Source organism: Pseudomonas sp. Marseille-QA0892, from assembly GCF_054950135.1.
The window spans coordinates 1,383,534-1,408,039 of record NZ_CM143104.1; the positions used below are offsets into that span (position 1 = coordinate 1,383,534).

A 24,506-nucleotide genomic window follows, 5' to 3' on the forward strand; every position below is an offset into this window, starting at 1 on the left:
CTTTCACACTCGCACGCTGAAGGTGGTGGTAGAACGCCTGCGAGGTCACGATTCAAACGGTGCTTGGCATTGAGTAAAGCGTGCCCGGGGTTGGCAGGAGCCTCTGTGATGCGCCCGACGCTATTGTTTTATGATTCGGATGCGGCCTAGCCATCGGTTGACCGGGATACGGTTTCCCATTCATCGATCTCGGCCAGCAATGCCGATGCTTTGGCTCGAGCTCGCCCTATCGCATCGCTACCTAGGAAGAGATGCGCCGGAGGATTTTCGGAATCGATGAGCGACAGAATGGCGAGCGCGGCTTTTCGCGGGTCGCCGGGTTGCCCGCCGTCTCGTTCTTTGCGGCCTTTGCGGATGGGATCGAAAATCGAATCGTAGTCGGCGATGGAGCGTGGCGTCCTCACCATCGAACGGCCCGCCCAGTCCGTTCGAAAAGAGCCCGGCGCTACGGCTGTCACGGCGATACCGAGTGGTTTCAACTCCTTGCCGAGGGCTTCTGAAATGCCCTCGAGCGCAAACTTGCTTCCGCAGTAGTAAGCGATACCCGGGGATGCGACATGCCCGCCGATCGAGGTGACGTTCACGATGTGGCCCCGCTTGCGTTGGCGCATGTACGGCAAGACCGCTTTTATCATCGCGACTGCGCCGAAGACGTTCACATCGAATTGCCGCTGCATCTCCGCGAGGGGTGATTCTTCCAGGACGCCTTCATGGCCGTAGCCGGCGTTGTTCACCAGCACATCAATGGCGCCGATGCTCGTCTCGACCGCTTCAACCAGGCCGTCCATGGCGGCGAAGTCGGTCACATCGAGTATGCGGCCATGCGCGCGTGACGACAGGGACTCGAGGGTCTCTTTGTTCTGATGGGTTCTGACCGTGCCAACGACGGTATGCCCGGCTGCTAGCGCTTCCTGGGCCAAGGCGCGGCCGAACCCACTGCTGACGCCGGTGATAAGCAAGGTTTTGCGGGTGGCCATCGATAATTCTCCGATTCTGGAGCTTGAATGGGTGCCGCCAGCTCGCGGCTTTTGCTGGCATGCTGCGTCGTCTGGTCGGACTTTCTTGGTCAGTTTCGTTTTATACGACTGCCGTTTCCGGTTGGGTGCGGCCTTCGGTTCTTGGAGCGTTCGGCGCTGTAATCATTCAGCGCCGCCGTTCGCATCCTGCGTGGTATCTGCCGATTGAGTTGAGATGACGGTCTGGGTCGTCGCCAATTTTGCAAGACGCCAATCACCTCGGGATTTGGGAAGTTGGATGCATTTCGCGTTCTCGTTCGATCGGCTGGGCTGAATGCCAACGAGCGCGTGAAGCGGGTCAAGGGCTAGCCCCCGCCGGGTTGATCTGCTCTCTATCCGCGGTCAGGCTTCGCGGGGCTTGCACCAGGGAAGATCACGTATGTACATGGACGCCAATACGCCAAGGATGGCGCTTGCCATCGAGGGTGTGTCCACCGACCTCCAGGTCCTTGAGTTTCAGGGTCGGGAGGCGTTGAACCAGCCTTATCGCTTCGATATAGAACTCATCAGCACGCGGCCGGATCTGGACCTCGATTCGCTGATGAATCAACCGGCCTATCTCAGCTTCGGCCCTGCTCAAGCGGGCGTGCACGGGGTCATCGACCGCGTGTTGCAGGGCGATGCGGGTGCGCGGCTGACACGGTATGGCGTCAGCCTGCGTCCGCGCCTGAGTTACCTGAAGCATCGTCATAATCAGCGCATCTTCCAGCACCTTACCGTGCCCCAGATTATCGCGCGGGTACTGGAAGACCACGGCATCTTGCCGGGCGACTATCGGTTCGACCTTGGGGCTTACGTCTATCCCGCGCGCGATTACTGCGTGCAGTATGGCGAGAGCGATTTGCACTTCGTCCAACGGCTGTGTGAGGAAGAAGGGCTGTCGTATTTCTTCGAACACAGCTCGCATAGCCATGTGCTGGTGTTCGGCGACAATCAGAGCGCCTTTCCGAAGCTTCCTCCGCTCACGTATCAGCAGGGTAGTGGCCTGGCGGCGGCGCATGAGGTGGTAAGCGCGTTCGGGGTGCGCCTGGAAACACGTAGCAACAAGGCCAGTTTCCGCGATTACGACTTCGAGAAGCCCAAGGTGAGGCTGGCGGCGGACGCCACGAACGCTACCTTTCCTGCACTGGAGGTATACGACTATCCGGGGCGCTTTACCGAGCGTATGCGTGGCAAGCATCTGGCCAAACAGGCGCTCGAGCGGGTGCGCAGCGATTACGCTCTGGCCGAAGGGCAAAGCGACGCCAATCTCGTCAGCGGCCATTTCCTGGCACTGTTAGGGCATCCTCGTGCGGAGTGGAACGACCTGTGGCTGATCCAGGAAGTGCATCACGAAGGCAAGCAGCCGCAGGTGCTCGAAGAATGGGTAACCAGCGATGTAGGGCCAGCCGACGGCTTCCAGCAGGCCTATCGCAATCGCTTCGTCGCCACGCCATGGGACATTCCCTACCGGCCGCCCTTGGCACACCCTAAGCCCACGCTATTGGGCAGTCAGACCGCGGTTGTCACGGGGCCACCAGGCGAAGAAATTCACTGCGATGAATATGGTCGGGTCAAGGTCCAGTTCCACTGGGACCGCGACGGAGCGGCTGATGACAAGACCAGTTGCTGGCTGCGCGTGGCGTCCAATTGGGCCGGCGATGGCTACGGTGGAGTCGCTGTTCCTCGCGTGGGCACGGAGGTGCTGGTGACGTTCCTCGAAGGCGACCCCGATCAGCCATTGATCACCGGCTGCCTTTATCACAAGGAGCATGCCGCACCTTATGAGCTACCCGCCAACAAGACGCGGAGCGTATTCAAGACCCTGAGCAGCCCGGGCGGCGAGGGATACAACGAACTGCGCATCGAGGACCGCAAGGGGCAGGAGCAGATCTACATTCACGCCGAGCGCGATTGGGACGAGAACGTCGAGCACGACCAGAAGATCCGCGTCGGCCATGAGCGCCACGATACGGTCGAGGCCAACAGCTATACCGAATACCAGGCCGAAGAACATCGAACCACCTACGGTGACCGCAAGACCGAAGTACGGAGCGACGACCACCTCACGGTCGCGGTCACCCAGCACATCAGAATAGGCCAAGGCTTATTCATAGAAAGCGGGGAAGAGCTGCACTACTACGCCGGCAGTAAGGTCGTGATCGACGCCGGAATGGAGCTTACCGCTGCGGCGGGCGGAAGCTGGCTCAAGCTCGATCCTAGCGGCGTCACCCTCAACGGCGCGCGGATCAACATGAACTCCGGGGGTGCGCCAGGGCAAGGAACGGGCATCGGCATTTTGGGGCCCCTGATACCGTGGGCGGCGGACCGGGCCAAGGCAGGCGCATTGCTCGGTGCCGCATTGGCGAATACATCACCCTTAGCAATCCCCAGCGGCCTTATGAACGGGCTGGCGCCGGTGTGTGGGAAGCAAGCCAGCGGTGTCTGCAGGCGGGAGGACTGCCCATGCTTGAGGGGCTAAAGGAATTCGAGTCGCTCCCGTGCGCTACGACTGCAGAGATTGTAATGGGCGAGGAGAACCAGCTGCTTTTCATCCTCGATGCGAAGCGTCAACCCAACGCCATCGTGCGTTTGTACCAGCTCGGAGAGGACCTGAATCTTGGTTACCTCTACGCGGACACCGAGCTGGCCTCGGTCGCGCAAAAGGGGCCGATCTGGTTCAGCGCGCACAGGGACAGTGAATTGGCCCGCTTAGGGATGCAGCTGTGTCTCGAGCGCCACGCAGGGATCATCATCGCTGCCGAGGATGAGCGTACGGCGCTCGCTCACGCCCGCCGGTTGATACGTGTGAAGGATTTATCAGGCGGCGAAAGTCTCATAGCGTTCCATTTGCCCTCGTTTTGGGCGGCTCTGGCACTTACGCTTTCGAGCGATGAGGCACTCTTTGGACCGTGGCGGACCGTTTATTCGCCTGCACCGCAACGGCTCGACGCATCCGAAGGTTGGCACTCCTGGACCTCGCCGGGAGCTGCCAGTAGCGCTGACAGTCGGAAGGATCGCTTGAGCATTGCCTCCACGACGCCAGCCTATATGCGCACCTTGCGCTGGGTGTACTGGATCGATGAAGAGCGAGAAGCTTTCGGCAACCCGACTGTGGAGCAGCTCCCTGGCCTCATCGCCAACCTCGAGACATTCGTCGACCATCGCGTCTACGAAGGGCGGCACCTTCTGAAGGTTGTCGAGTTGATTGCCGGGCCACCGGTCGCAGAGCAGCCGCACGTCATGTCGATCTTACGGACCGCAGAAGAGGCCTTTCTCAAGATCGAAAAACTACAGGCGCTCAGTCTTACCGAAGACCAAGCCTGACGGCGTCAGCCGCGCTAAACGGATTGAAAAAATGGAATTTACTAGCTACACGGTCAAGGACGGCGACACGCTCGCGAAGATCGCCTACGACCACAAAACAGACGTCACAAGCCTCAGAAGGCTGAACCCCTTCATTCGCAACGCGGACCACATCCAGGCAGGGTGGAGCCTAAGCGTGCCGCAGTCGGAAGAGCCTTCCGATCCCTCTTCCGAGCATGCCTTACCGGTCAGTGCCGCGCAGACATGCGAGGTCGCAGAAGCGCTGCCCGTGCTCACGCTCGCTCCCGAGTCCCTTCCGAATTGCTCGTCTGATGAATGTTTCGCGCCAGAACAAGCACCCGCATGCTCCAAGCGCTACGCGAACATCATATATGCGACTCACGAGCAAGAGTTCTGGCTACTGCCTGAGCGTGCAGCGAGCGCTATAAAGGAGGCGGAGCACCTGCTGAATCAGCAAATATCGCCGTCCAAGGCTGCGGATGATCGAAAACGTGGCTTGGATGAGAGCGGTTTACTCGAATATTTCCTTGAGCCTGATCCGGTTAATTTCCTTGAGGGCGAGCAGCGTGAAGAGATACTGCAACTCCAAAGGGAGGCACCAGCATTAGCTAATAATAGAATCTCGAAGCGCGGCTTCATCTTAGGCCACGTCAGCAATCGCGAGGTAATCTCGCCCGAAGAATATCAGCGTTTAGAGAATATCTATGATCGGAGGAAGATGCTTCATGACGCGGCGGTTTCCAAGGCTCAGGCACAAGGTTACGCCTACGAAAACGGCATGCTGTTTTCGCCCGAAGCTGTAGCAGCGCGAAAGGCGATAGAGCGTTACAACGCTGCTCGGGACAAACTGCTGGAAACGGGCGTGAACTTGCCAGACAGCTATCAAGAGGATTTCGCGAAATTTGTGGCCGACAGTGCCCGGCGCTTCACCGATGCAGTCGACTGCCGCATCAACTGTGGCGCCCAATTTAAGGATTACTATCGCTGGCGAAAGGAGACCAAACGCGCGTTCGCGGACCAACGAGCGTATCTCGATAGCATCATCGACGCAGCGCAGTACGGAATCGCGCTACCTGAGTTCGCCTTGGTAAGCGGCAGTGCCGACGCCGCTGATCGAACAGATGTCAGCGAAGGGGTGCGTAAGTTCAAGGAATATCTAAGGCTGGAAAAACTGCAGCGGCACCTGCTTGCCACCATGCAGGAAAAGTACAGTCGATGGTTGAAGGCCACAGGGGAGAACGCATCGGCACCCACCAGCCTGGTAACGGCTGAAAAAAATATTTGGGACGGGATCCAGAAGGAGAAAGAAGCCCTGCGGCTACAAGCCGAGCAGAACGTTGCGGAAATGCATCCACGCCGCCATTTGCTATGGCATCCCGAAGAGTTCAAGCCTAGGCCAGTGGAACGCTTGGTGAAGACGAACTTTCCGCTTCGGGAAGTCAGTTTTGCTGATGGCAAAGGCCCGTTGAGCCATTTCAGTCTCAAGGACATGAACATGGCCCTTCCGGAGAGCGCCAGCAAGGTTTTTACCGCGTCCAATGTGGAGTTGAAACTTCCTGGCAACTCGGTCGCGGCGTCTGCCAGTACGGACTTTCGCAACTGGCTTGTTGAGCAGGGCGCTTTTGTCATCAAAGATCAGGCCGGCGACTGGTTCGATAGCCAAGGGTGGTTTGATGTTGACGGCTTTCACGAGTACCTGGATAGCAACGGGTTATGGGTCGCGACACTTGAAGACCCTTCTGCTCGGCATGCATGGGGTGAACGCTTAAGGCAGATGCTCTTCAAGGATTCCGTACGGAATATGCTGCGGCTGATCGATACCAGCCCCCAAGCGCAGCTTGTGCGTTGCCTCACGCCGCCGCAGGAAAGCATCCATAAAGGGGTTTCCATAGATGCGCCCACCTTGAATGTCGCAGATGGCCTTTCAACTGGCGTCACGGCCAGCTTGGATATTGACCTCGCGCGAGGGGAGGTGGAGCTTTTCAATATCGATCTTCCAGAAAGGGCGAAGGCGAGGGAGGTTGCGCTCGAGTACGACGACTATAACGGGAACCGCCGTTCAATGGCCGTCGGGCGATTCTCTACGAACATCAGAGCAAGAGCATGGGGCTATGCAGGGGCATCACTGATGCTCGCTGGAAGCTTGCGGCTTAGCCCTGACAAGGCATCCCACGACGTGACACTTGGGTCTGAGCAGCCTGCGCAGCGCGAACCGGGAATCTATAGCCGTACCGCTGTCAGCCAAACGAGGTTACCCGGCCGCGCAGCTGACGCGCGCCTGGACGATGGTCTTCGAGCGCAGTTCAACCTGTTCGCCGGCGTACAAGCCGGGATCAAAATAGATGGCGCGTTGAATTGGGCGCCGCCAAAAGAACTGGCGATGCTGCGCGCCGCGCCCATCTCCAATAATGCTAGCGAAAAGACCGCAGAGGCCGAAGCGGCGACCCATGAATGGTTGGCTTTGGCACGACTCAGCGTCAGCCTGACTGCAGCCGCCGGCGTAGGGTTCAGCGGCGATATTTCAATTTCGCTCTCGCAAGGTCGGTTTGTACTGAGGCTGAAAGCAGCACTGATCGCAGGTCCCGGCGCCGACGGCTCTTTTGCATTCGAAGTAGGCTATGAAGGCGTCGAGCAGCTCATCAACCTGTTCCGTCGCGAGCTCCATCGAAACCAGGGCAAGCCATTAAAATGGGTAGAGCCAGACGCCGCGTCATACATGTCGAAATTCAATGTGTTCGGCAGTGTTGGCTTCGACGTTCGAATGCTTTATCTGATGGGTATAAATACGGTAATGAACCTGTACGAGAATCTTACCAGCGTCGGCAAGGGCGGACACATTGCTTATATAATTATGACTGACAAAAAGCCGGTGGAGCTAAAGCGGTGGATTATAGAAGCTCCTCCAGAAGCATTAGGTCCCCTGCTAATGACATTGATAAGCGGTCCTTCTAGCTTCTATGTTTCGGAGCCTTCGCCTAGAGCCAGTAAGAACTCAAAACAAGGGGTGGTGGAGAAATCTGCTGCGGAAAGCCGTATTTATCAGCAACAGGCAATTGAGTTGATTCTCGCTTGGCTTGTTGAAAACGCATTCGCGCAAGGCTCGCTTGCTGATGCTCAGAAGCAGTTTGAGGAAGCATGCACACGTATGACTCGGTTTGGAACGAAGCCTTGTGATGCTGGAAGCGTTTATTGCGAGAATCGCCTTCGGATGGACAATTTCATGGAGGTCCAAGTGGTTTTGGAAGGTAGTTCCGGGGGTGCAGAATCCCGCATGCGAGAGCGGTACAGAAGCCACGTGGCCACATTGGGCGAGATGTCGGACAAGTTCTGTCGCCGCAGTAGCTATTATGGTCGGACTTTTATTCCGGGGGGGCATGCCCGACATATCGGCGAGAAACGGTAAGGAATCAGTTTCATGTTCAGATTTTTGACCGTTCTGGTCTTTATTTTTTTGAACGCTTCCCAGTCCGCGCACGCGGAGTTGACTTCTATAGCGCAGCAGGCGAAGCAGAGAGGGATTGCTTTATTCAATCAATATAAGGTGGCTGAGCCGGAACTCCGGGTTGCAGCTGAAGAAGGTGACAGTGAAGCGCAATATTATTTAGGTGAGGAGCTACGGCAGACAAATCGATTCATAACCTCCGAGGCATACAGATGGTACGAAGCGGCGGCTAAGCAAGGCCACTACTACGCGATGATCCGTCTTGGACGAAGCGGAGACGACTTTTGTGCGGCCTTGGGTAACTGCCCAAAAGGGCGTAAAACTCCTGCCGAGTGGCTACAGCACGCATCCGATCTAGCCAAGCCGATGGCTGAGCAGAGCGATTCGGAGGCAATGTATGTGATGTATCACATCACGGGGGACATGGATTGGCTCGAAAGGGCGGCCGAGGCCGGCCACTCCATCGCGCAATACTGGATGGCGGTGTTTACGAGAGAGGGACACGGATTCTTCTGGCTCCCTTGGGAGCGCAGCAAGGTTGTAGAGAAGTGGGCAAAGGCGTCCGCAGACGGTGGCTACCCTCGCGGCATGATGGTCTACGTATCAGTGCTATTTGAGAAAGGGGATATGAACGGCGCCCGCCATTGGACGGAAAAGGCTGCTGAGGCAGGCTATCAGAGCGCAGTCGGTGAGTATGGTGCATACCTGAGTCACGAGCCGAACCAGATCGGTTATCCGCTCGATCTTGTGAAAGGCTATGCCATGATTTTGCAGCTCAAGCCACTTGATGGTGGAGGCAATATACAGGCTTATGTGGACGACATGCTCCCGCTCATATCTGCGAAAATGAAGCCTGAACAGATTGAAGAAGCTAACCGGGTCGCAGAAGAATGGAAGGCAACTCACCCGCCAATTTCTTTCTTTCCACATGACTTGGTTTGGTAGGCGCATATACACAACGCTGGAGGTGTGCTCAAGCTCTCCCTGTTTTGTGCGCCTGCATTGGGGATGAATTTGGGCGCGGCTAAAGACGGAGCTATCTGGGTGAGTATTCATCTTTTCGCGTGACTTCGACCCTCAAGATCGTTCCGATCAAGAGTTCGGCGGGTCTCGACGTTCAATAGCGTTAGCTTGTGGGTATCAGCGGTCGGGCCCGCTTGTTCATTGAAGCCAGTCCGCCTCCTTGAGTGTTCTCCCAAGTCGGCCAATCAAAACGTCACACCCGCGACCAACGCAATGTTGCTATAGGGCTGGCATTCACCGGTCCTGATTTGAACGCGTGCGTCCTTGCACATGGCCTTGAGCGCCGAGTGGCTCACGGTGCGGCGTTCCCCCAGGGCGCCAGTAGCATTTAGTTCTTCAATGGCGGCAAGGCCGGGTGGGGCACCGTCGAAGGTTTCTTCGGCAATGACGTGAGATTCCACCTTCATCTCGGCCAGAACGACGCGCACGGTCGTGGCGAAGTCGGGGACGCCCTGAGTAAGCGCCAGGTCAATGCAGGGTGTGCCGGGTGGAATAGGCATGCCGGCGTCGCCGATGACGATGACGTCACCGTGGCCGAGGCGGGCAATTGCAGCGGATAGTGCAGCGTTGAGCAGCGGTGTCTTTTTCATACGGTCAGCTCGTGACGATAGGGAATTGAGGGCTGTGCACCCGGGCGCGTCACGGCAAGCGCGGCGGCCTGCTGGCCAAGCGAAATGGCGCTCTGCAGTGTCTCTCCATTTGCCAGAGCGGCAGCGAAGCCCCCGACGAATGTGTCGCCTGCCGCGGTAGTGTCGATCGCATTCACGGGTTGTACGGGGTAATGCGCGTGCCCGGCCTGATCAGCATAGAGTACGCCTTGGTGCCCTAGCGTAATCAGCACACGTTTGACACCCGCCTCGAGCAGCCGCTTCGCGGCAACGAGCGCCGTTTCGGGCGAGTTGACCGTAACGCCTGTCAGCAATGCCGCCTCGCTCTCGTTTGGGATGATGAAATCGATAAGGCGGTACCAGGCACTTGGCAGCGGGCCGGTCGCAGGAGCAGGGTTGAGAATGACGGTTCGGCCATGCTCATGCGCGCGTGCGAGGGTCGCTTCCACCGTAGGGGGCGGGACCTCCAATTGAGCAATGACGACGCTCGCCGACGCCAGCAGTTCATCATGGGCTTCCAACCGGTCCGGGCTCATTTCACCGTTGGCCCCGGCTGCAATGACTATGGCGTTCTGGCCATCGTCGTCCACCAGGATCGATGCGATGCCGGTCGATACGCCGGCAACTGTGGTTACTGCCGAGCAATCGATTCCCTCAGCCACGAGGCCCTGACGTAGTGCGGCGCCGTAGGCGTCGTCACCCACGCATCCGATCATGGCGGCCCGCGCACCCAGCCGTGCAACGGCGACGGCCTGGTTGGCACCTTTGCCACCGGGTGCTGTGCTGAAGCCATGGCCCGCGAGCGTCTCGCCACCAAACGGCAGGCGAGGGGTACGCACGATCAGATCCATGTTCAAGCTGCCTACAATCACGACATCGGCGTGCATCGTTCTACTTCCTTCGTCTCGCTCGGAACGCTAATGGTCCCGAAGGTGTTCATCCCGGGGGTGCGCTGGATTCACGCAGTACCAGGGCAGGTTCGACCCGCTGGTGTTCGGCACCAAGCGCCGGGTTTCGAATTCGTTCCAGCAATCGCCTTGCCGCACGCTCGCCCAGTTGGCCGACGGATTGGCCTACCGTGGTGAGCGCTGGGTAGAGATAACGGCTGACTTCGATGTCGTCGAAACCGACGACGGATAGCTCATCGGGTACCCGAATGCCATGTTCGAAGGCGGCACGCAGAACACCTAGCGCGATCATGTCGTTGCCCGCAAAGATGGCTGTCGGAACGTCGTCACCTTCCAGTAATACGCGTGCGGCTGCATGACCGGCAGGGCTGGTAAACGCGCAGTCCGCGACGGGCATGGGCATGACCTGCGCCTCATCCAGCGCGCGATGGTAGCCAGCAGCGCGCAGCTGCGCGACCTACGTGTTTGAGGGCCCTCCGATGCACGCTATACGTCGGTGCCCCAAGCCAAGCAAATGCCGAGTGGCCAAGTAGCCGCCCCTGTTCGTGGCCCACCTGTACACAGTCGGCTCGTACGCCGTCCAAAGCGCGGTCGACGAACATGAGGGGGACTCGGACCGCTGCCAATGCGCGCGCGAACGCTGCATCGCTGTCCACAGTGGCGACGATCAGTCCATCGATCCGGCGCTCCAGCAACACACGCAGATAGTGCAGTTGCTTGTCCGTATCGTCGTCCGAATTGCACAGGATCACGCTGTAGCCGTTGCGTTCGGCGTGGTCTTCAATGCCACGCGCTAGTTCAGCGAAGTACGGGTTGCTGGCATTCGGGACTAGCAGCCCGAGAGTGCCAGTGGAGCGCGCCTTGAGGGAACGTGCGACGCCGCTGGGCACGTAGCCCAGCTCGGCGATAGCCGCCTCGACCGTGCTTCGCACGGCCTCGCTGACAGGGCGCGTCCCATTAACCACGTGGGACACCGTGGTATAGGAGATACCCGCGCGGGCGGCGACGTCCTTGATAGTGGCCATGAGCGGTCAGGCTTGCCGCTTGGCGCGGTAGCTACGGTATGTATCGAGGATTACGGCCACGACAATCACGGCGCCCGTGATGATGCGCTTGGTCGGCTCGCTTGCACCGATTTGCGCAAGCCCTGCCGCCAGCACCGAGATGATCAACACGCCGAAAGAGCGTCGAATGGATCGTCGCTCGACGGGCGCAAAAGGCGGTGATAATTTGCACCGCCATGAAAATGCCCGCATCGCCCAAACCCAACGACGTCCGCGCTCATATCCTGCTGATTGGCCAGCAAATCATGGCGCGCAAAGGCTTTTCGGCCGTCGGCTTGAGCGAAATCCTGACCGCCGCTGGCGTGCCCAAGGTGTCGTTCTACCACTATTTTGGATCGAAGGACGCCTTCGGCGAGGCGATGCTCAGGGCCTACTTCGAGGCTTACTTTGCCGACACCGATACGATCCTGGCGACGCCGGGGTTGACCATGGCTGAGCGGCTGATGCGTTATTGGCAGAGTTGGCGGGAGAATCAGTCCTACTCCGAATGCCAAGGGAAATGCCTGGCCGTCAAGCTCGGCGCGGAAGTCGCTGATTTGTCCGAGGCGATGCGCCTGGCCCTGGATGACGGGGCCGCTGGGGTCATCGGGCGTTTGGCCCGTGCCATCGAGGCCGGTGTGGCGGAAGGGTCGCTTGCTATCAATGGACAGCCGACCGACATTGCACAGTCGCTTTATCAGCTGTGGCTCGGGGCAAGTGTCATGGCCAAGATCATGCGTAGCATGCAGCCGTTCGATACGGCCCTCGTCGTTACCCGCCAGACGCTTCATATCTCTGCATAAAACGCATTCCACCGAACCACGGGTTTTTGATCTTTTCGCAAGACGACCGGTCTAGTTCTGGTAACCCTTGCTCTGGAGATAGCATGAAAGTCCTCATGGTTCTGACCTCGCACGCTCAACTTGGTACTACAGGACGCAAGACCGGTTTCTGGCTCGAGGAGCTTGCTGCGCCTTATTACGTCTTCAAGGATGCCGGTGCCGATATCGTCCTTGCCTCGCCGCAGGGCGGCCAGCCGCCCCTTGATCCAGCCAGTAGCGCCGACGATGCACAGACTGAACACACCCGCCGGTTCGAGGGCGATGCCAAGGCGATGGCCCAGTTGGCTACCACAGAGCGCCTGGACAGCGTGTCGGCGAGTGATTTCGATACCGTCTTCTATCCGGGCGGGCATGGGCCGCTGTGGGATCTGGCAGAAGATGACCACTCGATCGCTTTGCTTGAATCGTTCGTAGCGGCGGGCAAGCCGGTCGCGCTCGTATGCCACGCGCCAGGTGTCTTGCGCCGTGTGAAACGTGCAGATGGGCGCTCACTGGTCGAAGGCAAGCGCGTCACCGGTTTCAGTAATTCAGAAGAAGCGGGCGTCGGCCTTATCGAAGTGGTTCCGTTCCTGGTCGAGGATGAGCTCAAGGCGCTCGGTGGCGACTACAGCAAAGGTAGCGATTGGAAATCGTACGTTGTGACCGACGGCTTGTTGATCACCGGACAGAATCCGGCGTCCTCTGCAGAAACGGCTGAAGTGCTACTGGCCCATGTTGGAGCGTCAAAACGCAAGGGCTAAGCTGTCAGTCTGCCAGGCACGATCGAGTATCGACCTCTCGATGACATGACGTCTGCCGAAGCGCTGAAGCGTCCAGCGAATGGACGTCAGTGCGGCTCGCCCGCTAGGACAGTGGCCATTCGCACCTCTTCGTGGCCTTGCCGACCGCGATGCGGCGATGCCGCGGTCGGTTTGAACGTTTAATCCGTGTAGCAATGGCATACTCTCAGCCCACCCCGCACCGTTTCAGGGAGAAAACGGGAAATGATCCCCGCTGCACTGCATCCAGAAGAACGCCGTCGGCTCAAGTCGCTCGAGCGTTCGCACCTGCTCGACACGCCAGCAGACCCTTATCTCGATACGCTTGTCGACATGGCAAAACGCCTCTTCGATGTCGAAACGGTACTGATCAGCCTAGTAGACAAGGATCGACAATGGTTCAAGTCGCGGGTTGGTTTGGACGCGTGCGAAACGCCTCGCAGCGCGTCCTTCTGCGCGCACGCCATCCTTCAGTCGGACACGCTGGTAATCGCCGACACCGGTGCGGACCCACGCTTTGTCGATAACCCCTTGGTCATCGGGCCACCGGGGATCCGCTTCTATGCCGGGCACCCCATTTGCCACGCGGGCGCGCCGATCGGGACACTTTGTCTCATCGACCCGCGACCTCGTGAGCTCGATGAACGCGACCGCGCAACCCTGAAAGACCTGGCGAAACTAGCCGAAGGTTACATTCAGATCAGCGCTCGCAGCCAGCCGGTGAAGGCCGAGCACAAGGCCCTGGTTGGGACCGATCGCCGGGGTCTTTTGGACCCGGTCCTACAGATATGGAACCGCGCCGGAATCGAGCGGTTGTACGAGAGCCTACGTAATCGCGGACCCAGCCGCAGCCCACTAGGTCTCGTGTATCTCGCTGCGACCGGACATTCTGGCAGGCTGGCTGCGATCCCTGACGATGAACTACGTGACGCGGCGAAGCGCCTGCGGGGTGCGATTCGCGACGGCGACGTGCTGGGCCGTGTCGGTCCGACCGCTTTCGCGGTTCTCGCACGCACCCGAGCGGCGAGCGAATTGGGAGAGCTTGCCGGGCGTTTGTGGAAGGCCATCGAGCCGGCGCTTCCAAAGCCAGTCGATCACAAGACCGGCGGTGTAGGCGCGTCGCTCGTTGGCGAAGGCGAATCCTTCGATGCTGTGCTTCATGCGGCTAAGGAGCAGTTCATCGCGGGCCGCCGCTGAGTCGAGTACAGGGCGGAGCATCGACTGCCCGATTGGCGGTGAGGTCAATCGATTCAGGAACTTCGCCTTTCAGCATTCCTTCTACTGAAGCGATCACTTCGTACAGTGGAGGAAACATGAGTCGATTCGCGGATAAAGTCGTACTGGTAACAGGTGCGGGTTCTGGTATTGGTGCTGCAACGGCCAAGCGCTTCGCGTCCGAAGGGGCGAACGTGGTTCTGGTAGGCCGAACCGAAGAGAAACTGCAGCGCGTGGCTGAGGCTTTGCCGGCTGATCGCGTATACGTCAGGCCAGCCGACGTCTCCGACCCTGAGGCCGTTGAGCGCCTCGTCGCCGACGTCGTCGCCAAGTATGGCCGCCTTGATGTACTGGTGAACAACGCAGGGACCGTCAGCGAAGGCAAGATCACTGAAGTGGATCTTGCCGATTGGCAGAAGGTCATGTCGACCGATCTGGATGGCGTCTTCTACTGCAGCCGCAGCGCGCTCCCCGAATTGATCAAGCGGAAAGGGTCGATTGTGAATGTCTCATCCGTCTCGGGTCTGGGCGGCGACTGGGGCATGAGCATCTATAACGCAGCGAAAGGCGCAGTCACGAATTTCACCCGCGCGCTGGCAATGGATTTCGGTGAGGAGGGAGTACGTGTCAACGCGGTATGCCCGAGCGTTACGCGCAGCGAGCTGACTGAAGACATGCTGGGCAATGACGAGTTGATGGCGCAGTTTCGCGAACGCATTCCACTGGGGCGTGCGGCGGAAGCTGAAGAAGTGGCGGACGTCATTGCATTCCTCGCGAGCAACGATGCGCGCTTCGTCAACGGCGTGAACCTGCCGGTGGACGGCGGCCTCTCCGCGTCGAATGGTCAGCCGCGACAGGCGTAGGTTGGGGGCGGTGGGGGCACCAGGCGATCCGCACGTCGTTGTGCTCTGACGCTTGAAAAAGCCACCGATGCAAGCCGGGCAGCGGACTGCGGACAAAGTCCATTGCGCAGGGCTCTGCTCGTAAGGGTGAAGTGCCCTGCCTTGTCCTAATAGAAGCGCCCACACCCACTTTCACCGAAATGTGCGTGCTGGATGATCTGGCTTCGTATATATACGAAGCCAGTCGTATTCCACGGACGGAATCAGTCATGGACGCAGTGCAAACAGCGGTGAACGAGCAAAAGGTCGCGGTTCTGGTCGACTGCGACAACGTAACCCCTGAAGTGCTTGAGCATGCCCTCAAGGTGGTAGCCCAGTTTGGGCGTGTCGTTTTGCGAAGGGGCTACGGCAACCACGCGACATTGGCCAACAAGTGGCAGGAGGCCCTGGTCGACCTGGCCTTTACACCGTGCCTCCAGTACCAGTACGCCGCCGGCAAGAATACGGCCGACATTGCGCTGGCGCTGGATGCGCTCGAGGCCTTGTTCGATCAACGTGCCGATATCTTCTGCCTGGTCACCAGTGATTCAGACTTCGCTTACCTCTGCCGAAAGCTCCGCGAGCGTGGGGCGACCGTCTATATCGTTGGAGAAGAAAAAACGCCGGCGGCGCTGCGCAATGCCAGTGATCATTTCTTTATGTGGAAGCAGAGGCCTGCACTGGGCGGTTCTTCGCCTGTCGCTATCGAGGCCGCCGCGTTAAGGTCAACAAACACCGATCGAGTTATGGCCCTCAAGCAAGAGGCAGCCCGGCCGCTCCAGGCCAACCCTTCCGCAACTGCCAAACGTCGCCCTCTTCTCATCGTGGATGCCGTTACGCTTCTTGCAGCAGAGACGTCTGACGGAAAGGTGCACTTGGGAATGCTGGGCCAATATCTCAAGCGAACCGATCCGGCTTTCTCCCCCAAGAGCTATGGGCACTCCGGCTTGCTGGACATGATCAGAAGCTACGACCTGCTACAGGTCAGCCAGGACGCAAGCGTCTGGTCCGTCTGGCTGGCACCAGGCGAGGCGGTCATGGCACGCGGAGGCAAGTGATGCGCATGCACGCTCATCCCGCGCTGAATGAACGCTGCTGCGTCAGCGATTGAGCATCACGTCACGCCCGGTCAGTAGATGGCTGACCCGGCTTACCGCCCGTTGCCCACCGTGACCACGCAGTCGCTTTTTTCGCACCAACGGTGTGCACGGTCTCTAAAGCTTTCCGACATCTTCCCGACATATATAACGAACTCTCTTCAGACCTTCGCGTGCCGCAGTCCGAATGCGCCCCGCCCGTAAGCGTGCGTCTCCACAACAAGCACGCCACCGGGTACCCCATTGATTGTCTCGTACGGAAACGAGGCAGATCCGAAAGGTGAATACCGTGCTCAGAAACATCCCATTGAGCTACAAGCTCATGCTCATCCTGGCGTGCCCGTTGTTGGGCTTCCTCTGGATGGCGGCGATTCAGGTCGTCGAAAGTTACCAGACTCTCCAGCAGATGGATCGCACGGTCCAGGCGAGTTCCAACGCCCAGGCCATCAGCCGTTTGATCACCACGGCGCAGCGCGAGCGCGGGGCGAGTGGCGTATTTCTGGGTAGCCAAGGCAAGTCGATGCGCGATGTGCTGGGCAATATGCGCAGTCAAACGGACCAGGCGATAGCGGCCGTCCGTGCGCTGCCGAGCGACGGTTCTGCAGGGCTGGGTAAGGCCAAAGCCGCGCTGGACAGCCTGCCGGCAACGCGTCAACAGATCGATGCGCTCAGCATCAACAACCGTGAGTCCGGTGCGCGTTACACGGCGCTGATCCAGACGCTGATCGGCTATACGTATGAGCTGGAACGCAGTGTCGACAACCCCTCGCTGTCACGCAGTCTGGGCGCGCTCAACCAGTTCATCGAAATGAAGGAACGCGCTGGCCGCGAACGTGCGTTGCTGGGCGTCGTTTTCAACCAAGACCGCTTCGACGCGCCGCTCTTGTCGCAGTTCAGCCGTAATCTGGGTGAATTCACAGGTTACTCCGACGGGTTTCGCCGCAACGGTGACGAGGCAATCGTTCGCCATCTCGACGAGAAGATGCAGCAGCCGAGCGCTCTGGAAGTCGCTCGCCTGCAGAAGCTGGCATTCGAAACCAAGCTCGGCGATTCGTTGGGCGTGAAGGGTGAAGACTGGTTCAAGGTCGCAACGGACCGGATCGACCTTATGGGCGAGGTCGAGGAGGAACTGGGCAATTACGTCAGCGAACTTGCCCGTGATGCACGTGGATCTGCAAGTGTATCGCTGTGGAGCACAATTGCCGTTGTGGTGCTGGCGCTGGGTGCGGTGGTGATCCTCTCCTATCTGATCATCCGCAATATCAATGTGGCCGTGCGCGAAGTAAACGTGGCGCTGGCGTCGCTTTCCGCGCGCGACCTGACCGCCAAGGCGCAGTACGAGGGCAGCGACGAATTCGGCAAGATCTCGCACAACCTTAACAACATGGCGCGCGAGTTGAAGGACATCGTTCGCGAGATCGGTATGGCCACGACGCAGGTCGCCACCGCCGCTGAAGAATCGTCAGCCGTCACCAATGAGACAAGTCAGGGTATCGAGCGGCAGCGTCAGGGTACCGAGTTGGTTGTGACGGCCATCAACGAAATGAGCGCGACCGTGAAGGAAGTGGCTCAGAGCACCAGCGCAGCAGCTGAAATGTCCCAGCGCGTGAACGAGAACGCGAGCCAAGGGCGTCAGGAAGTGCAGAGCACCATCGACGTGATCCGCGCGCTGTCCGGTCAGGCCGAGCAGACCGCAGCCATCATCAGCGAGCTGAAGCGTGAAAGCGACTCGATCTCGACCGTCCTTGATGTGATTCGCGGGATCGCCGAGCAGACCAACCTGCTTGCCCTGAACGCGGCGATCGAGGCAGCGCGGGCAGGCGACCATGGGCGCGGCTTCGCTGTGGTGGCGTCCGAGGTCCGCACGCTTGCGCAGAAGACACAGGAGTCCACCGGCAGCATCCAGGACATGATCACCAAGCTTCAGGCAGGTTCCGAACGGGCGGCGAAGTCAATGCAGGATACGCTCGACAAGGCGCAGGCCGGGGCAGCCAATATCGGCCGTGCGGGCGACCTTCTGGCTGAGATCGCAGAAGGGGTGGCGGGTATCAATGACCGCAACATCCAAATCGCGACGGCGGCGGAAGAGCAGAGCGCCGTGGCCGAGGACATCAACCGCAACGTCGTGCAGATCAATGACGTCGCGATCCAGTTGAGTGCCGGCGCCGAGCAGACTGCGACCACCAGCCTTGAATTGGCGCGACTGGCCGAGCATCAGCAAAAACTCGTCGGGCGCTTCAGGGTCGATTGAAGGTTGCGCGACGGCAGCTGACGGTTGGCGGGGCCGCGCGGAACGCGGCCCCATATTGAAGCCTCTCATGTAGACCAGAGCGCTACATGAGTAGGTGAAACATATGAATCAGACGCCAGGCAACACACCGCAAATGCCGAAAGACGCGGATCTCAAGGACGATGATCAGACCCAGGACTGGGGCCATTCACCCGTCAAGCCGGACAATCCGACGAACAAGGATGACGGCGAAGGCGTCGATTCATTGGAATGATAACGTTGCGCCGTGACTGACCGAGCCTGATCGAGCCGCCGAGCATTTCCGCGGCTCGATCGGTGAAGCACTTAATCACTGAAACACGAGAAGATCGGGCTGTAGAACATTCGCGAAAGCTCCCACCGGCTATAGCGGGCATCAGACCTGATTGCCATCCTGCTTTACCCCAGCCGCAGCGCGCGGCGAGCAGCGTTAAATCCCCTTACATTTCTCGAACCTGCATTGCAGAGCGATCCGCAACTTCTGGTAGCGCCACGTGATCCACCCAAACGCCGATCACATCCAGATACGAGGGAGCCGCCCGATGGCCATGACGATTGCAGGTAGATCCGTGTTTGCCGCTTCACTTCTCGCTTTATCCACCACCTTTGCGTGGGCTCAGTCGGGTACCGAGTACACGCCGAAGGTAGGACAGGTCGGGAAGGATGTTGTCTGGGTGCCTACGTCCCAGAGCGTTGTCGACACGATGCTCGACATGGCCAAGCTGACCAAGGAAGACGTTCTTGTCGATCTGGGCTCCGGCGACGGCCGGACGGTAATCACCGCAGCGAAGCGCGGGGCAACTGCGCGCGGCATTGAGTACAACCCGGAGCTGGTTGAATTGTCTCGACGCAACGCGGAGAAGGAAGGGGTGCAGGATCGTGCGACATTCGAGGAAGCGGATATCTTCGAAACGGACTTTTCCGAAGCCAATGTCCTTACCCTGTTTCTTCTACCAGAGCTGAACGTACGGCTGCGCCCCACCATACTGGGCATGCAGCCTGGTACGCGCGTGGTGGCAAACTCTTTCACGATGGATAACTGGCAGCCGGATGAGACCACGCAGGTTACCAAGGACTGCTCATCCTACTGCCATGTGTACATGTGGATCGTCCCGGCCAGGGTCGAGGGAAGCTGGACGATGGGCGATCGCCATCTGGTTCTGAACCAGGAGTTCCAGAATCTTACTGGCAGCCTTCATGAAGACGACAGCCAGACCCCGATAAGCGAGGGGCAGTTGTCAGGTAAGCAAATCAGCTTCACCGTAGACGGCACACGTTATGAAGGTGAGGTCGAGGGCAATACGATGCGCGGCACGTCAAATGGCGGTCAGGCGTGGACGGCAATGCTCAAGGAAAGCTGATCTATCGATAGAAGCGACGGTTACGCTGACTCTGCGCATCGACTCAGCGAGCCGAGCGCCGTGGCCAAAGCATGCGTTTCACTCGGCTGAACAGGGTTGGCCTTGCCAAGGCCACGGGGCTGGATGCCGATATATCTGTTGCCACGATGGCTGGAATCGGGGCAATTTGCCTTACGAGCTCGGTGAATTGCTTCAACGTCCAAGGCTTGGCGAGGAAGTGCGCTCCGTCAGGAACAAGACTCTTCATGTTCGCGTAGCCGGATGTCATGACTACCGGCAGCCCCGGCCATTGATCGAGTGCACGCCTCGCCAGCTCGATTCCAGTCAGTTTGCCGGGCATTGTCACGTTGAAAACAGCCAGCGCAGGTGCATCTGTGGCGGCCGTCAGAAAGCGGTAGCTGTCATCAGCGGTCTGAAACCGCTTCACCCGAAAGCCTTCACCCTCGAGCACATCCGCCAGCAGACGACAGAGCGAGGGTTCATCCTCGACAAGAAGGGCCTGTAGGGCAAATTCCGACATGACGTAAGTGCTATCAGCATGGGGGAGCGAGATGATAGCACTAGGACATTAGTCTATTTTTATGGATTTTGACGGACATCACATCCCTTCGTCGGATCCGACGTTCCGAGGCGGCGCCGGCTGTCCGGGGCCTACCGGTAGAGCACGCCGAAGGCTGTCGTGGACAGCCTGTAGCCGGTAGAGTCGATTTCGCTCGACATTCCTACAACAAGAGCCGCGCGCCTACACGCCGGCAAACAATAGAGGTCAGTCATGGGGCATTTCACGGGGCGAGTCTGGTCACCTGTCATTACGCCATTCACCCCTCGCGGTGATACCGACATCGAACGCTTTCTCAGGCACGCGCGCTGGCTTGTCGATAACGGTCTCGGGTTAGCTGTGTTCGGAACGAACTCTGAAGCCAATTCACTTTCGGTCGATGAGAAAAAGCAGTCACTCGATGCGCTCGTCGAAGGCGGCATTCCACCCTCACGGCTCATGCCTGGAACCGGCGCCTGTGCGCTTCCTGATGTCATCGAGCAGACGCGGCATGCCGTTGGATACGATGTCGCCGGTGTCCTCATGTTGCCACCGTTCTACTACAAGGGCGTCTCGGACGAGGGCCTGTTCCGCTATTACGCCCAGGTGATCGAAGCGGTAGCCGATCCAAGACTGCGGATTTATATCTATCACATCCCTGCTGTTTCTCAGACGCCGCTATCCCTGGCACTGATCGAACGGCTGATTGCGGCCTATCCCGGGCACATCGTCGGCGTCAAAGACAGCTCAGGCGACTGGAGCAATACCCAGGCGATGATCGATCGTTTTGGGTCAGGCGGTTTCCAGGTATACGCCGGAAGCGACACCTTCCTGCTCGACACGCTTCGAGCGGGCGGCGCGGGATGTATCAGTGCCACAGCGAACGTGAACCCCGGTCCTATTGCGCACCTCGCCGCGCATTGGGAGGGCGCGGATGCTGACGATCAACAGGCTGCGCTTGTCCGCGTCCGCCAGGTGTTCGAGGGTTACCCGATGATCCCGGCGCTGAAGGCCGTTGCTGCGCGCTACAGCGGACATGGTGGCTGGGCTTCGCTCCGGCCGCCGCTGGTCGAGCTTGATGAAACCCGTCGTGCAGCGTTGTTCAGTCAGTTGGACGCGCTTGGTTTCGAGATGCCGGGTCTAATACATGACTGAGCGCTTAAGCCAGGCATGACCCAGTCCGAAATCCATTTTTTGGCCCTACGTCCTGGGTCATGAGTTGCCTACAGTGCTCTTCGACGCGGCACCAATGCGGTGCCGTATAAATAGCGAGGAGCCTCTAGCATGTCCCAGCGTTTGGATTACTACACCCTGGCGGCGGACGCCGCGAACAAATACATCGAGCTCAGCACGCTGCTTCATCGCAAGCCGTTCCTGGCCGAGGTTGGTCATCTGGTAACGCTGCGTGCATCACAGATGAACGGCTGTGCCTTCTGTGTCGACATGCACGTGAAAGAGGCGAAGATCCGTGGCGAGCGCGAGTTGCGTCTCCATCACGTGACTGTGTGGAGGGAATCGACGCTCTTCTCGCCGCGCGAAAGAGCGGCGCTCGAGTGGACCGAAGCGCTCACTCGGCTCGATCCGCACGGAGTGCCAGATGCGCTGTTCGAGCGAGTCCGTGCGCAGCTTAGTGATCACGAAATTGCCGAGCTGTCCTTTCTGATCATCACCATCAACGGCTGGAACAGGCTGAGCGTGGCGTTTCAGGTAGTGCCGGGCTCAGCGGACAAGCTGTATGGCCTCGACAAAGCGGACCTACATTGAAGCCGCAGCAGGCGCTTGTAGCGCCTGCTGCGGTTGGCTAGCCAACTTTCACGATGGGGTCGTGGGGGGGGGCAGCGCTGGCGGCAGGGGTACGGCAGCTCGCAAGTGGCCGATCGATCAAATCCAACACCCAGTCACGTACGATGCCCGGCGATGCGGGGTTGCCGTCCGGCCCGAACAGGGACTGGGCAGTTTCGAGATCGAGATCAAAATAGGTGCACACGGCGTCCCAGCCCCGTACATAGCGTCGGGTAAATCGACCAGGGCGAGGCGGGGTGAGCGTGCAGGGTTCCATATTGTCGAGCCGCAGGCCTTCGAACCGCGAGTCGAGGCAGGCATAGCCGATGGCACAGGCGGCGGACCCTAACGGCTCATTCAAGCCGGTGATCCAGACGTCGGGGAGGAAGGAGGGGATGCGCGCATCTTGCCGCGCAAATCCAATGCGGGATACACGCCATGTGCCACGTGCAATTTCATCGAGCATTTCTGCCATCAAGGCCAGGCGTTTTCTGTTCATAGCGACTTCTGTTCCGCAAATCCGCAAACACTGCTGAGCCACATTCAGACTTGGCGACTTGTGAAAGGTTTCACACAAGCGTTTCCGGTAGATGAAAGGCTTTTGGTTCAGCCGTGGAGCGCGTGGCAAGCGATGTTCTCGTGCGTGCCAAACGTAGGTGAGCCGCTGTCTTCGCAGCTGGAGCGGTAGCGTTATGTAACCCGTGTAGCGGCGTGGACGGCTTCAGCCATCCACGCCAACGGTCGTATGCAAAAGACCAGGCGAGCTCTCCAGGATCCGCCGGCATGGAACGCTCGACGGGTTCAGCAGACGGCGATGTGCGAATCCGCCCGCGGCTCGGTGCCGCCACACAGTACACCGGTCTCTGGATCTCGGATGATGATCTGGCCTCGGCCGAAATGCGTCGAGTCATGAGCGATTTCGATTTGATGACCGCGGCGGCTCAGGGCGGCGGCGAGGTCACGTGAAGCCGCCTGCTCGATGCCGACCTTCATCTCACCCAGCCATTGCCAGCGCGGCGCATCAAGCGCGGCTTGCGGATTGAGACCGAAATCGATCAGGTTCATGACCATCTGCACATGGCCCTGCGGCTGCATGTAGCCGCCCATCACGCCGAAGGGCCCAATCGGATTTCCATCCTTGCTGATGAATCCTGGAATGATTGTGTGGAAAGTCTTCTTGCCAGGCTTGAGGCAGTTGGAATGGTCAGGATCGAGGCTGAACTCGGAGCCACGGTTCTGCAACCCGATTCCAGTACCGGGCACAACTACGCCGGAGCCGAAGCCGTGATACGCGCTCTGGATGAAGGACACCATGTTTCCTTCACTGTCGGCGGTAGCAAGGTAGACCGTGCCGGTGGCGTGCGGATCGCCATGCAAGGGTACCTGGGCGAGATCCGTGATCTGGCCGCGCCGGTAAGCGCCGTAACGTTCGGATAGCAGGTCCTGCGCAGCGATGCGCATGTGATCTGGGTCCGTGATGTAGTGAAAGCCATCGGCGTACGCCTGCTTCATGGCCTCGAGCTGACGATGCCACGTGAGTTGGCTGTCGCGATGGTCGAAGTCGAAGCCTTGAAGGATATTCAGCGTCATCAGGGCAATCAGCCCCTGGCCGCTGGGCGGTATCTCCCAGACGTCGTAGCCGCGATAGTTGAGCTTGATCGGGTTCACCCATTTGGGACGGTAACCTGCGAGATCTGCGGGGCACAGGTAGCCGCCGGTGGCCTCGGAATGGCTGGCGATGCGCCCGGCCAAGGCGCCTCGGTAGAAGCTCTCGCAACGCGTAGTGGCCAATTCTTCAAAGGTGCGCGCCTGGTCAGGGTTGCGAAACAGCTGGCCTGCTGTGGGGGCTTTTCCGTTAACAAGGAAGGTGTCGAACCAGGCCGCCAATTCGGGTTTGCGGTTGGCTTCGTAGTCCGTTTGCGCTTCCCGCCATTGGTGCGCCACGACGGGCGAAACCGGGAACCCCTCGCGGGCGAGTGCGATTGCAGGCTCGAAGAGCTCGCTGAAAGGTAGCTTGCCGAAGCGTTCTGAAAGGGCCGCCCAGGCCGAAGGGCAGCCTGGAACCGTCACGGGCGCCCAGCCGTATTCCGGCATGCGCTCATGGCCGGCGGCTTTCATCGTGTCGATGGATAGCGCCTGTGGGGCATGACCGCTCGCGTCCAATCCATGCAGGGTGCCGTTCACCCAGACCAGCGCAAAGGCGTCACCGCCGATGGCGCAGCCTGTCGGCTCGACCACCGTCAGCGCGATGGCCGTGGCAATGGCTGCATCGATAGCGTTGCCCCCGCTGCGTAGCATGGCGATGCCCGCTTCAGCGGCCAGTGGCTGTGAGGCGGCGACCATGCCGTTTCGGGCGAACACGCTTTGGCGCTGTGAGGGGTAGGGATACTCGTGGGCAGAAAAACGAATCATCTAAA

Annotated in this window: 20 protein-coding genes and 3 pseudogenes; 15 read left to right on the forward strand and 8 right to left on the reverse strand. The window is 59.3% G+C overall.

Annotated elements, in window-relative coordinates:
* Positions 1-146: 146 nt before the first annotated feature.
* Positions 147-977 (reverse strand): oxidoreductase, encoded by an 831-nt coding sequence (locus ACY8D3_RS06405; protein ID WP_462382633.1) that lies wholly within the window; start codon positions 975-977, stop codon positions 147-149.
* Between the two features lie 418 nt (positions 978-1,395).
* On the opposite strand from ACY8D3_RS06405, the gene ACY8D3_RS06410 reads away from it, so the two are divergent.
* Genes ACY8D3_RS06410 through ACY8D3_RS06425 form a run of 4 tightly spaced genes read left to right on the forward strand, consistent with a single transcriptional unit; the run spans position 1,396 to position 8,709 of the window.
* A complete protein-coding gene (locus ACY8D3_RS06410; RefSeq protein WP_462382635.1) occupies positions 1,396-3,477 on the forward strand; it encodes a type VI secretion system Vgr family protein in 2,082 nt (693 codons plus the stop codon).
* Positions 3,462-4,322: a DUF4123 domain-containing protein gene (locus ACY8D3_RS06415; protein ID WP_462382637.1), complete on the forward strand. Its 861-nt coding sequence runs from the start codon at positions 3,462-3,464 to the stop codon at positions 4,320-4,322. The genes ACY8D3_RS06410 and ACY8D3_RS06415 overlap by 16 nt, the downstream gene beginning before the upstream one ends.
* Before the next feature lie 31 nt (positions 4,323-4,353).
* Positions 4,354-7,725, forward strand: a complete 3,372-nt coding sequence (locus tag ACY8D3_RS06420; RefSeq protein WP_462382639.1) for a LysM peptidoglycan-binding domain-containing protein — start codon at positions 4,354-4,356, stop codon at positions 7,723-7,725.
* A 12-nt stretch (positions 7,726-7,737) separates the two neighbouring features.
* Positions 7,738-8,709 carry a tetratricopeptide repeat protein gene (locus ACY8D3_RS06425; RefSeq protein ID WP_462382641.1) on the forward strand — a complete coding sequence of 324 codons (972 nt, stop codon included), beginning with the start codon at positions 7,738-7,740 and terminating at the stop codon, positions 8,707-8,709.
* 263 nt (positions 8,710-8,972) lie between these two features.
* Here the strand turns inward: ACY8D3_RS06425 and rbsD are convergent, their stop codons facing one another.
* From rbsD to ACY8D3_RS06445, 4 genes and pseudogenes are all read right to left on the reverse strand, one after another.
* Positions 8,973-9,377 (reverse strand): D-ribose pyranase, encoded by a 405-nt coding sequence (gene rbsD, locus ACY8D3_RS06430; RefSeq protein WP_462382643.1) that lies wholly within the window; start codon positions 9,375-9,377, stop codon positions 8,973-8,975.
* Positions 9,374-10,282 (reverse strand): ribokinase, encoded by a 909-nt coding sequence (rbsK, locus tag ACY8D3_RS06435; RefSeq protein ID WP_462382645.1) that lies wholly within the window; start codon positions 10,280-10,282, stop codon positions 9,374-9,376. The genes rbsD and rbsK overlap by 4 nt, the downstream gene beginning before the upstream one ends.
* 49 nt (positions 10,283-10,331) lie before the next feature.
* Positions 10,332-11,328, reverse strand: a pseudogene (locus tag ACY8D3_RS06440) (LacI family DNA-binding transcriptional regulator).
* Between the two features lie 6 nt (positions 11,329-11,334).
* Positions 11,335-11,494, reverse strand: a pseudogene (locus ACY8D3_RS06445) (ABC transporter permease); the annotation flags it as partial.
* Between the two features lie 49 nt (positions 11,495-11,543).
* On the opposite strand from ACY8D3_RS06445, the gene ACY8D3_RS06450 reads away from it, so the two are divergent.
* From ACY8D3_RS06450 to ACY8D3_RS06490, 9 genes and pseudogenes are all read left to right on the forward strand, one after another.
* Positions 11,544-12,149 (forward strand): TetR/AcrR family transcriptional regulator, encoded by a 606-nt coding sequence (locus ACY8D3_RS06450; RefSeq protein ID WP_462382647.1) that lies wholly within the window; start codon positions 11,544-11,546, stop codon positions 12,147-12,149.
* Positions 12,150-12,232: 83 nt separating this feature from the next.
* Positions 12,233-12,928: a type 1 glutamine amidotransferase domain-containing protein gene (locus ACY8D3_RS06455; protein ID WP_462382649.1), complete on the forward strand. Its 696-nt coding sequence runs from the start codon at positions 12,233-12,235 to the stop codon at positions 12,926-12,928.
* A gap of 243 nt (positions 12,929-13,171) precedes the next feature.
* Positions 13,172-14,143, forward strand: a complete 972-nt coding sequence (locus ACY8D3_RS06460) for a GAF domain-containing protein (RefSeq protein ID WP_462382651.1) — start codon at positions 13,172-13,174, stop codon at positions 14,141-14,143.
* Between the two features lie 116 nt (positions 14,144-14,259).
* Positions 14,260-15,024: a meso-2,3-butanediol dehydrogenase gene (budC, locus tag ACY8D3_RS06465; RefSeq protein ID WP_462382653.1), complete on the forward strand. Its 765-nt coding sequence runs from the start codon at positions 14,260-14,262 to the stop codon at positions 15,022-15,024.
* A gap of 248 nt (positions 15,025-15,272) precedes the next feature.
* Entirely contained in the window at positions 15,273-16,100 is an 828-nt protein-coding gene (locus ACY8D3_RS06470) for an NYN domain-containing protein (protein ID WP_462382655.1), read from the forward strand.
* A 445-nt stretch (positions 16,101-16,545) separates the two neighbouring features.
* Positions 16,546-17,481: pseudogene (locus ACY8D3_RS06475) on the forward strand (nitrate- and nitrite sensing domain-containing protein); the annotation flags it as partial.
* A gap of 201 nt (positions 17,482-17,682) precedes the next feature.
* Complete coding sequence (locus ACY8D3_RS06480; protein WP_462384273.1) at positions 17,683-18,390, forward strand: methyl-accepting chemotaxis protein; 708 nt, start codon at positions 17,683-17,685, stop codon at positions 18,388-18,390.
* 103 nt (positions 18,391-18,493) lie between these two features.
* On the forward strand, positions 18,494-18,643 hold the full coding sequence (locus ACY8D3_RS06485; RefSeq protein ID WP_462382657.1) for a hypothetical protein: 150 nt from the start codon (positions 18,494-18,496) through the stop codon (positions 18,641-18,643).
* 307 nt (positions 18,644-18,950) lie between these two features.
* Positions 18,951-19,769, forward strand: coding sequence for an SAM-dependent methyltransferase (locus ACY8D3_RS06490; RefSeq protein WP_462382659.1), 819 nt, complete (start codon positions 18,951-18,953; stop codon positions 19,767-19,769).
* A gap of 43 nt (positions 19,770-19,812) precedes the next feature.
* Here ACY8D3_RS06490 and ACY8D3_RS06495 read toward each other — a convergent pair whose 3' ends face one another.
* On the reverse strand, positions 19,813-20,289 hold the full coding sequence (locus ACY8D3_RS06495; protein ID WP_462382661.1) for a response regulator: 477 nt from the start codon (positions 20,287-20,289) through the stop codon (positions 19,813-19,815).
* Between the two features lie 252 nt (positions 20,290-20,541).
* Here ACY8D3_RS06495 and ACY8D3_RS06500 point away from each other — a divergent pair, with 252 nt between their 5' ends.
* Positions 20,542-21,462: a dihydrodipicolinate synthase family protein gene (locus ACY8D3_RS06500; RefSeq protein WP_462382663.1), complete on the forward strand. Its 921-nt coding sequence runs from the start codon at positions 20,542-20,544 to the stop codon at positions 21,460-21,462.
* A 129-nt stretch (positions 21,463-21,591) separates the two neighbouring features.
* Positions 21,592-22,071 carry a carboxymuconolactone decarboxylase family protein gene (locus ACY8D3_RS06505; protein WP_462382665.1) on the forward strand — a complete coding sequence of 160 codons (480 nt, stop codon included), beginning with the start codon at positions 21,592-21,594 and terminating at the stop codon, positions 22,069-22,071.
* 37 nt (positions 22,072-22,108) lie between these two features.
* On the opposite strand, the gene ACY8D3_RS06510 is transcribed toward ACY8D3_RS06505, so the two are convergent.
* Positions 22,109-22,588 (reverse strand): hypothetical protein, encoded by a 480-nt coding sequence (locus ACY8D3_RS06510; protein WP_462382667.1) that lies wholly within the window; start codon positions 22,586-22,588, stop codon positions 22,109-22,111.
* Between the two features lie 302 nt (positions 22,589-22,890).
* The gene (locus ACY8D3_RS06515; RefSeq protein ID WP_462382669.1) at positions 22,891-24,501 is read right to left on the reverse strand and encodes a gamma-glutamyltransferase family protein; all 1,611 of its coding nucleotides are present in this window, start codon (positions 24,499-24,501) and stop codon (positions 22,891-22,893) included.
* Positions 24,502-24,506: the final 5 nt, after the last annotated feature.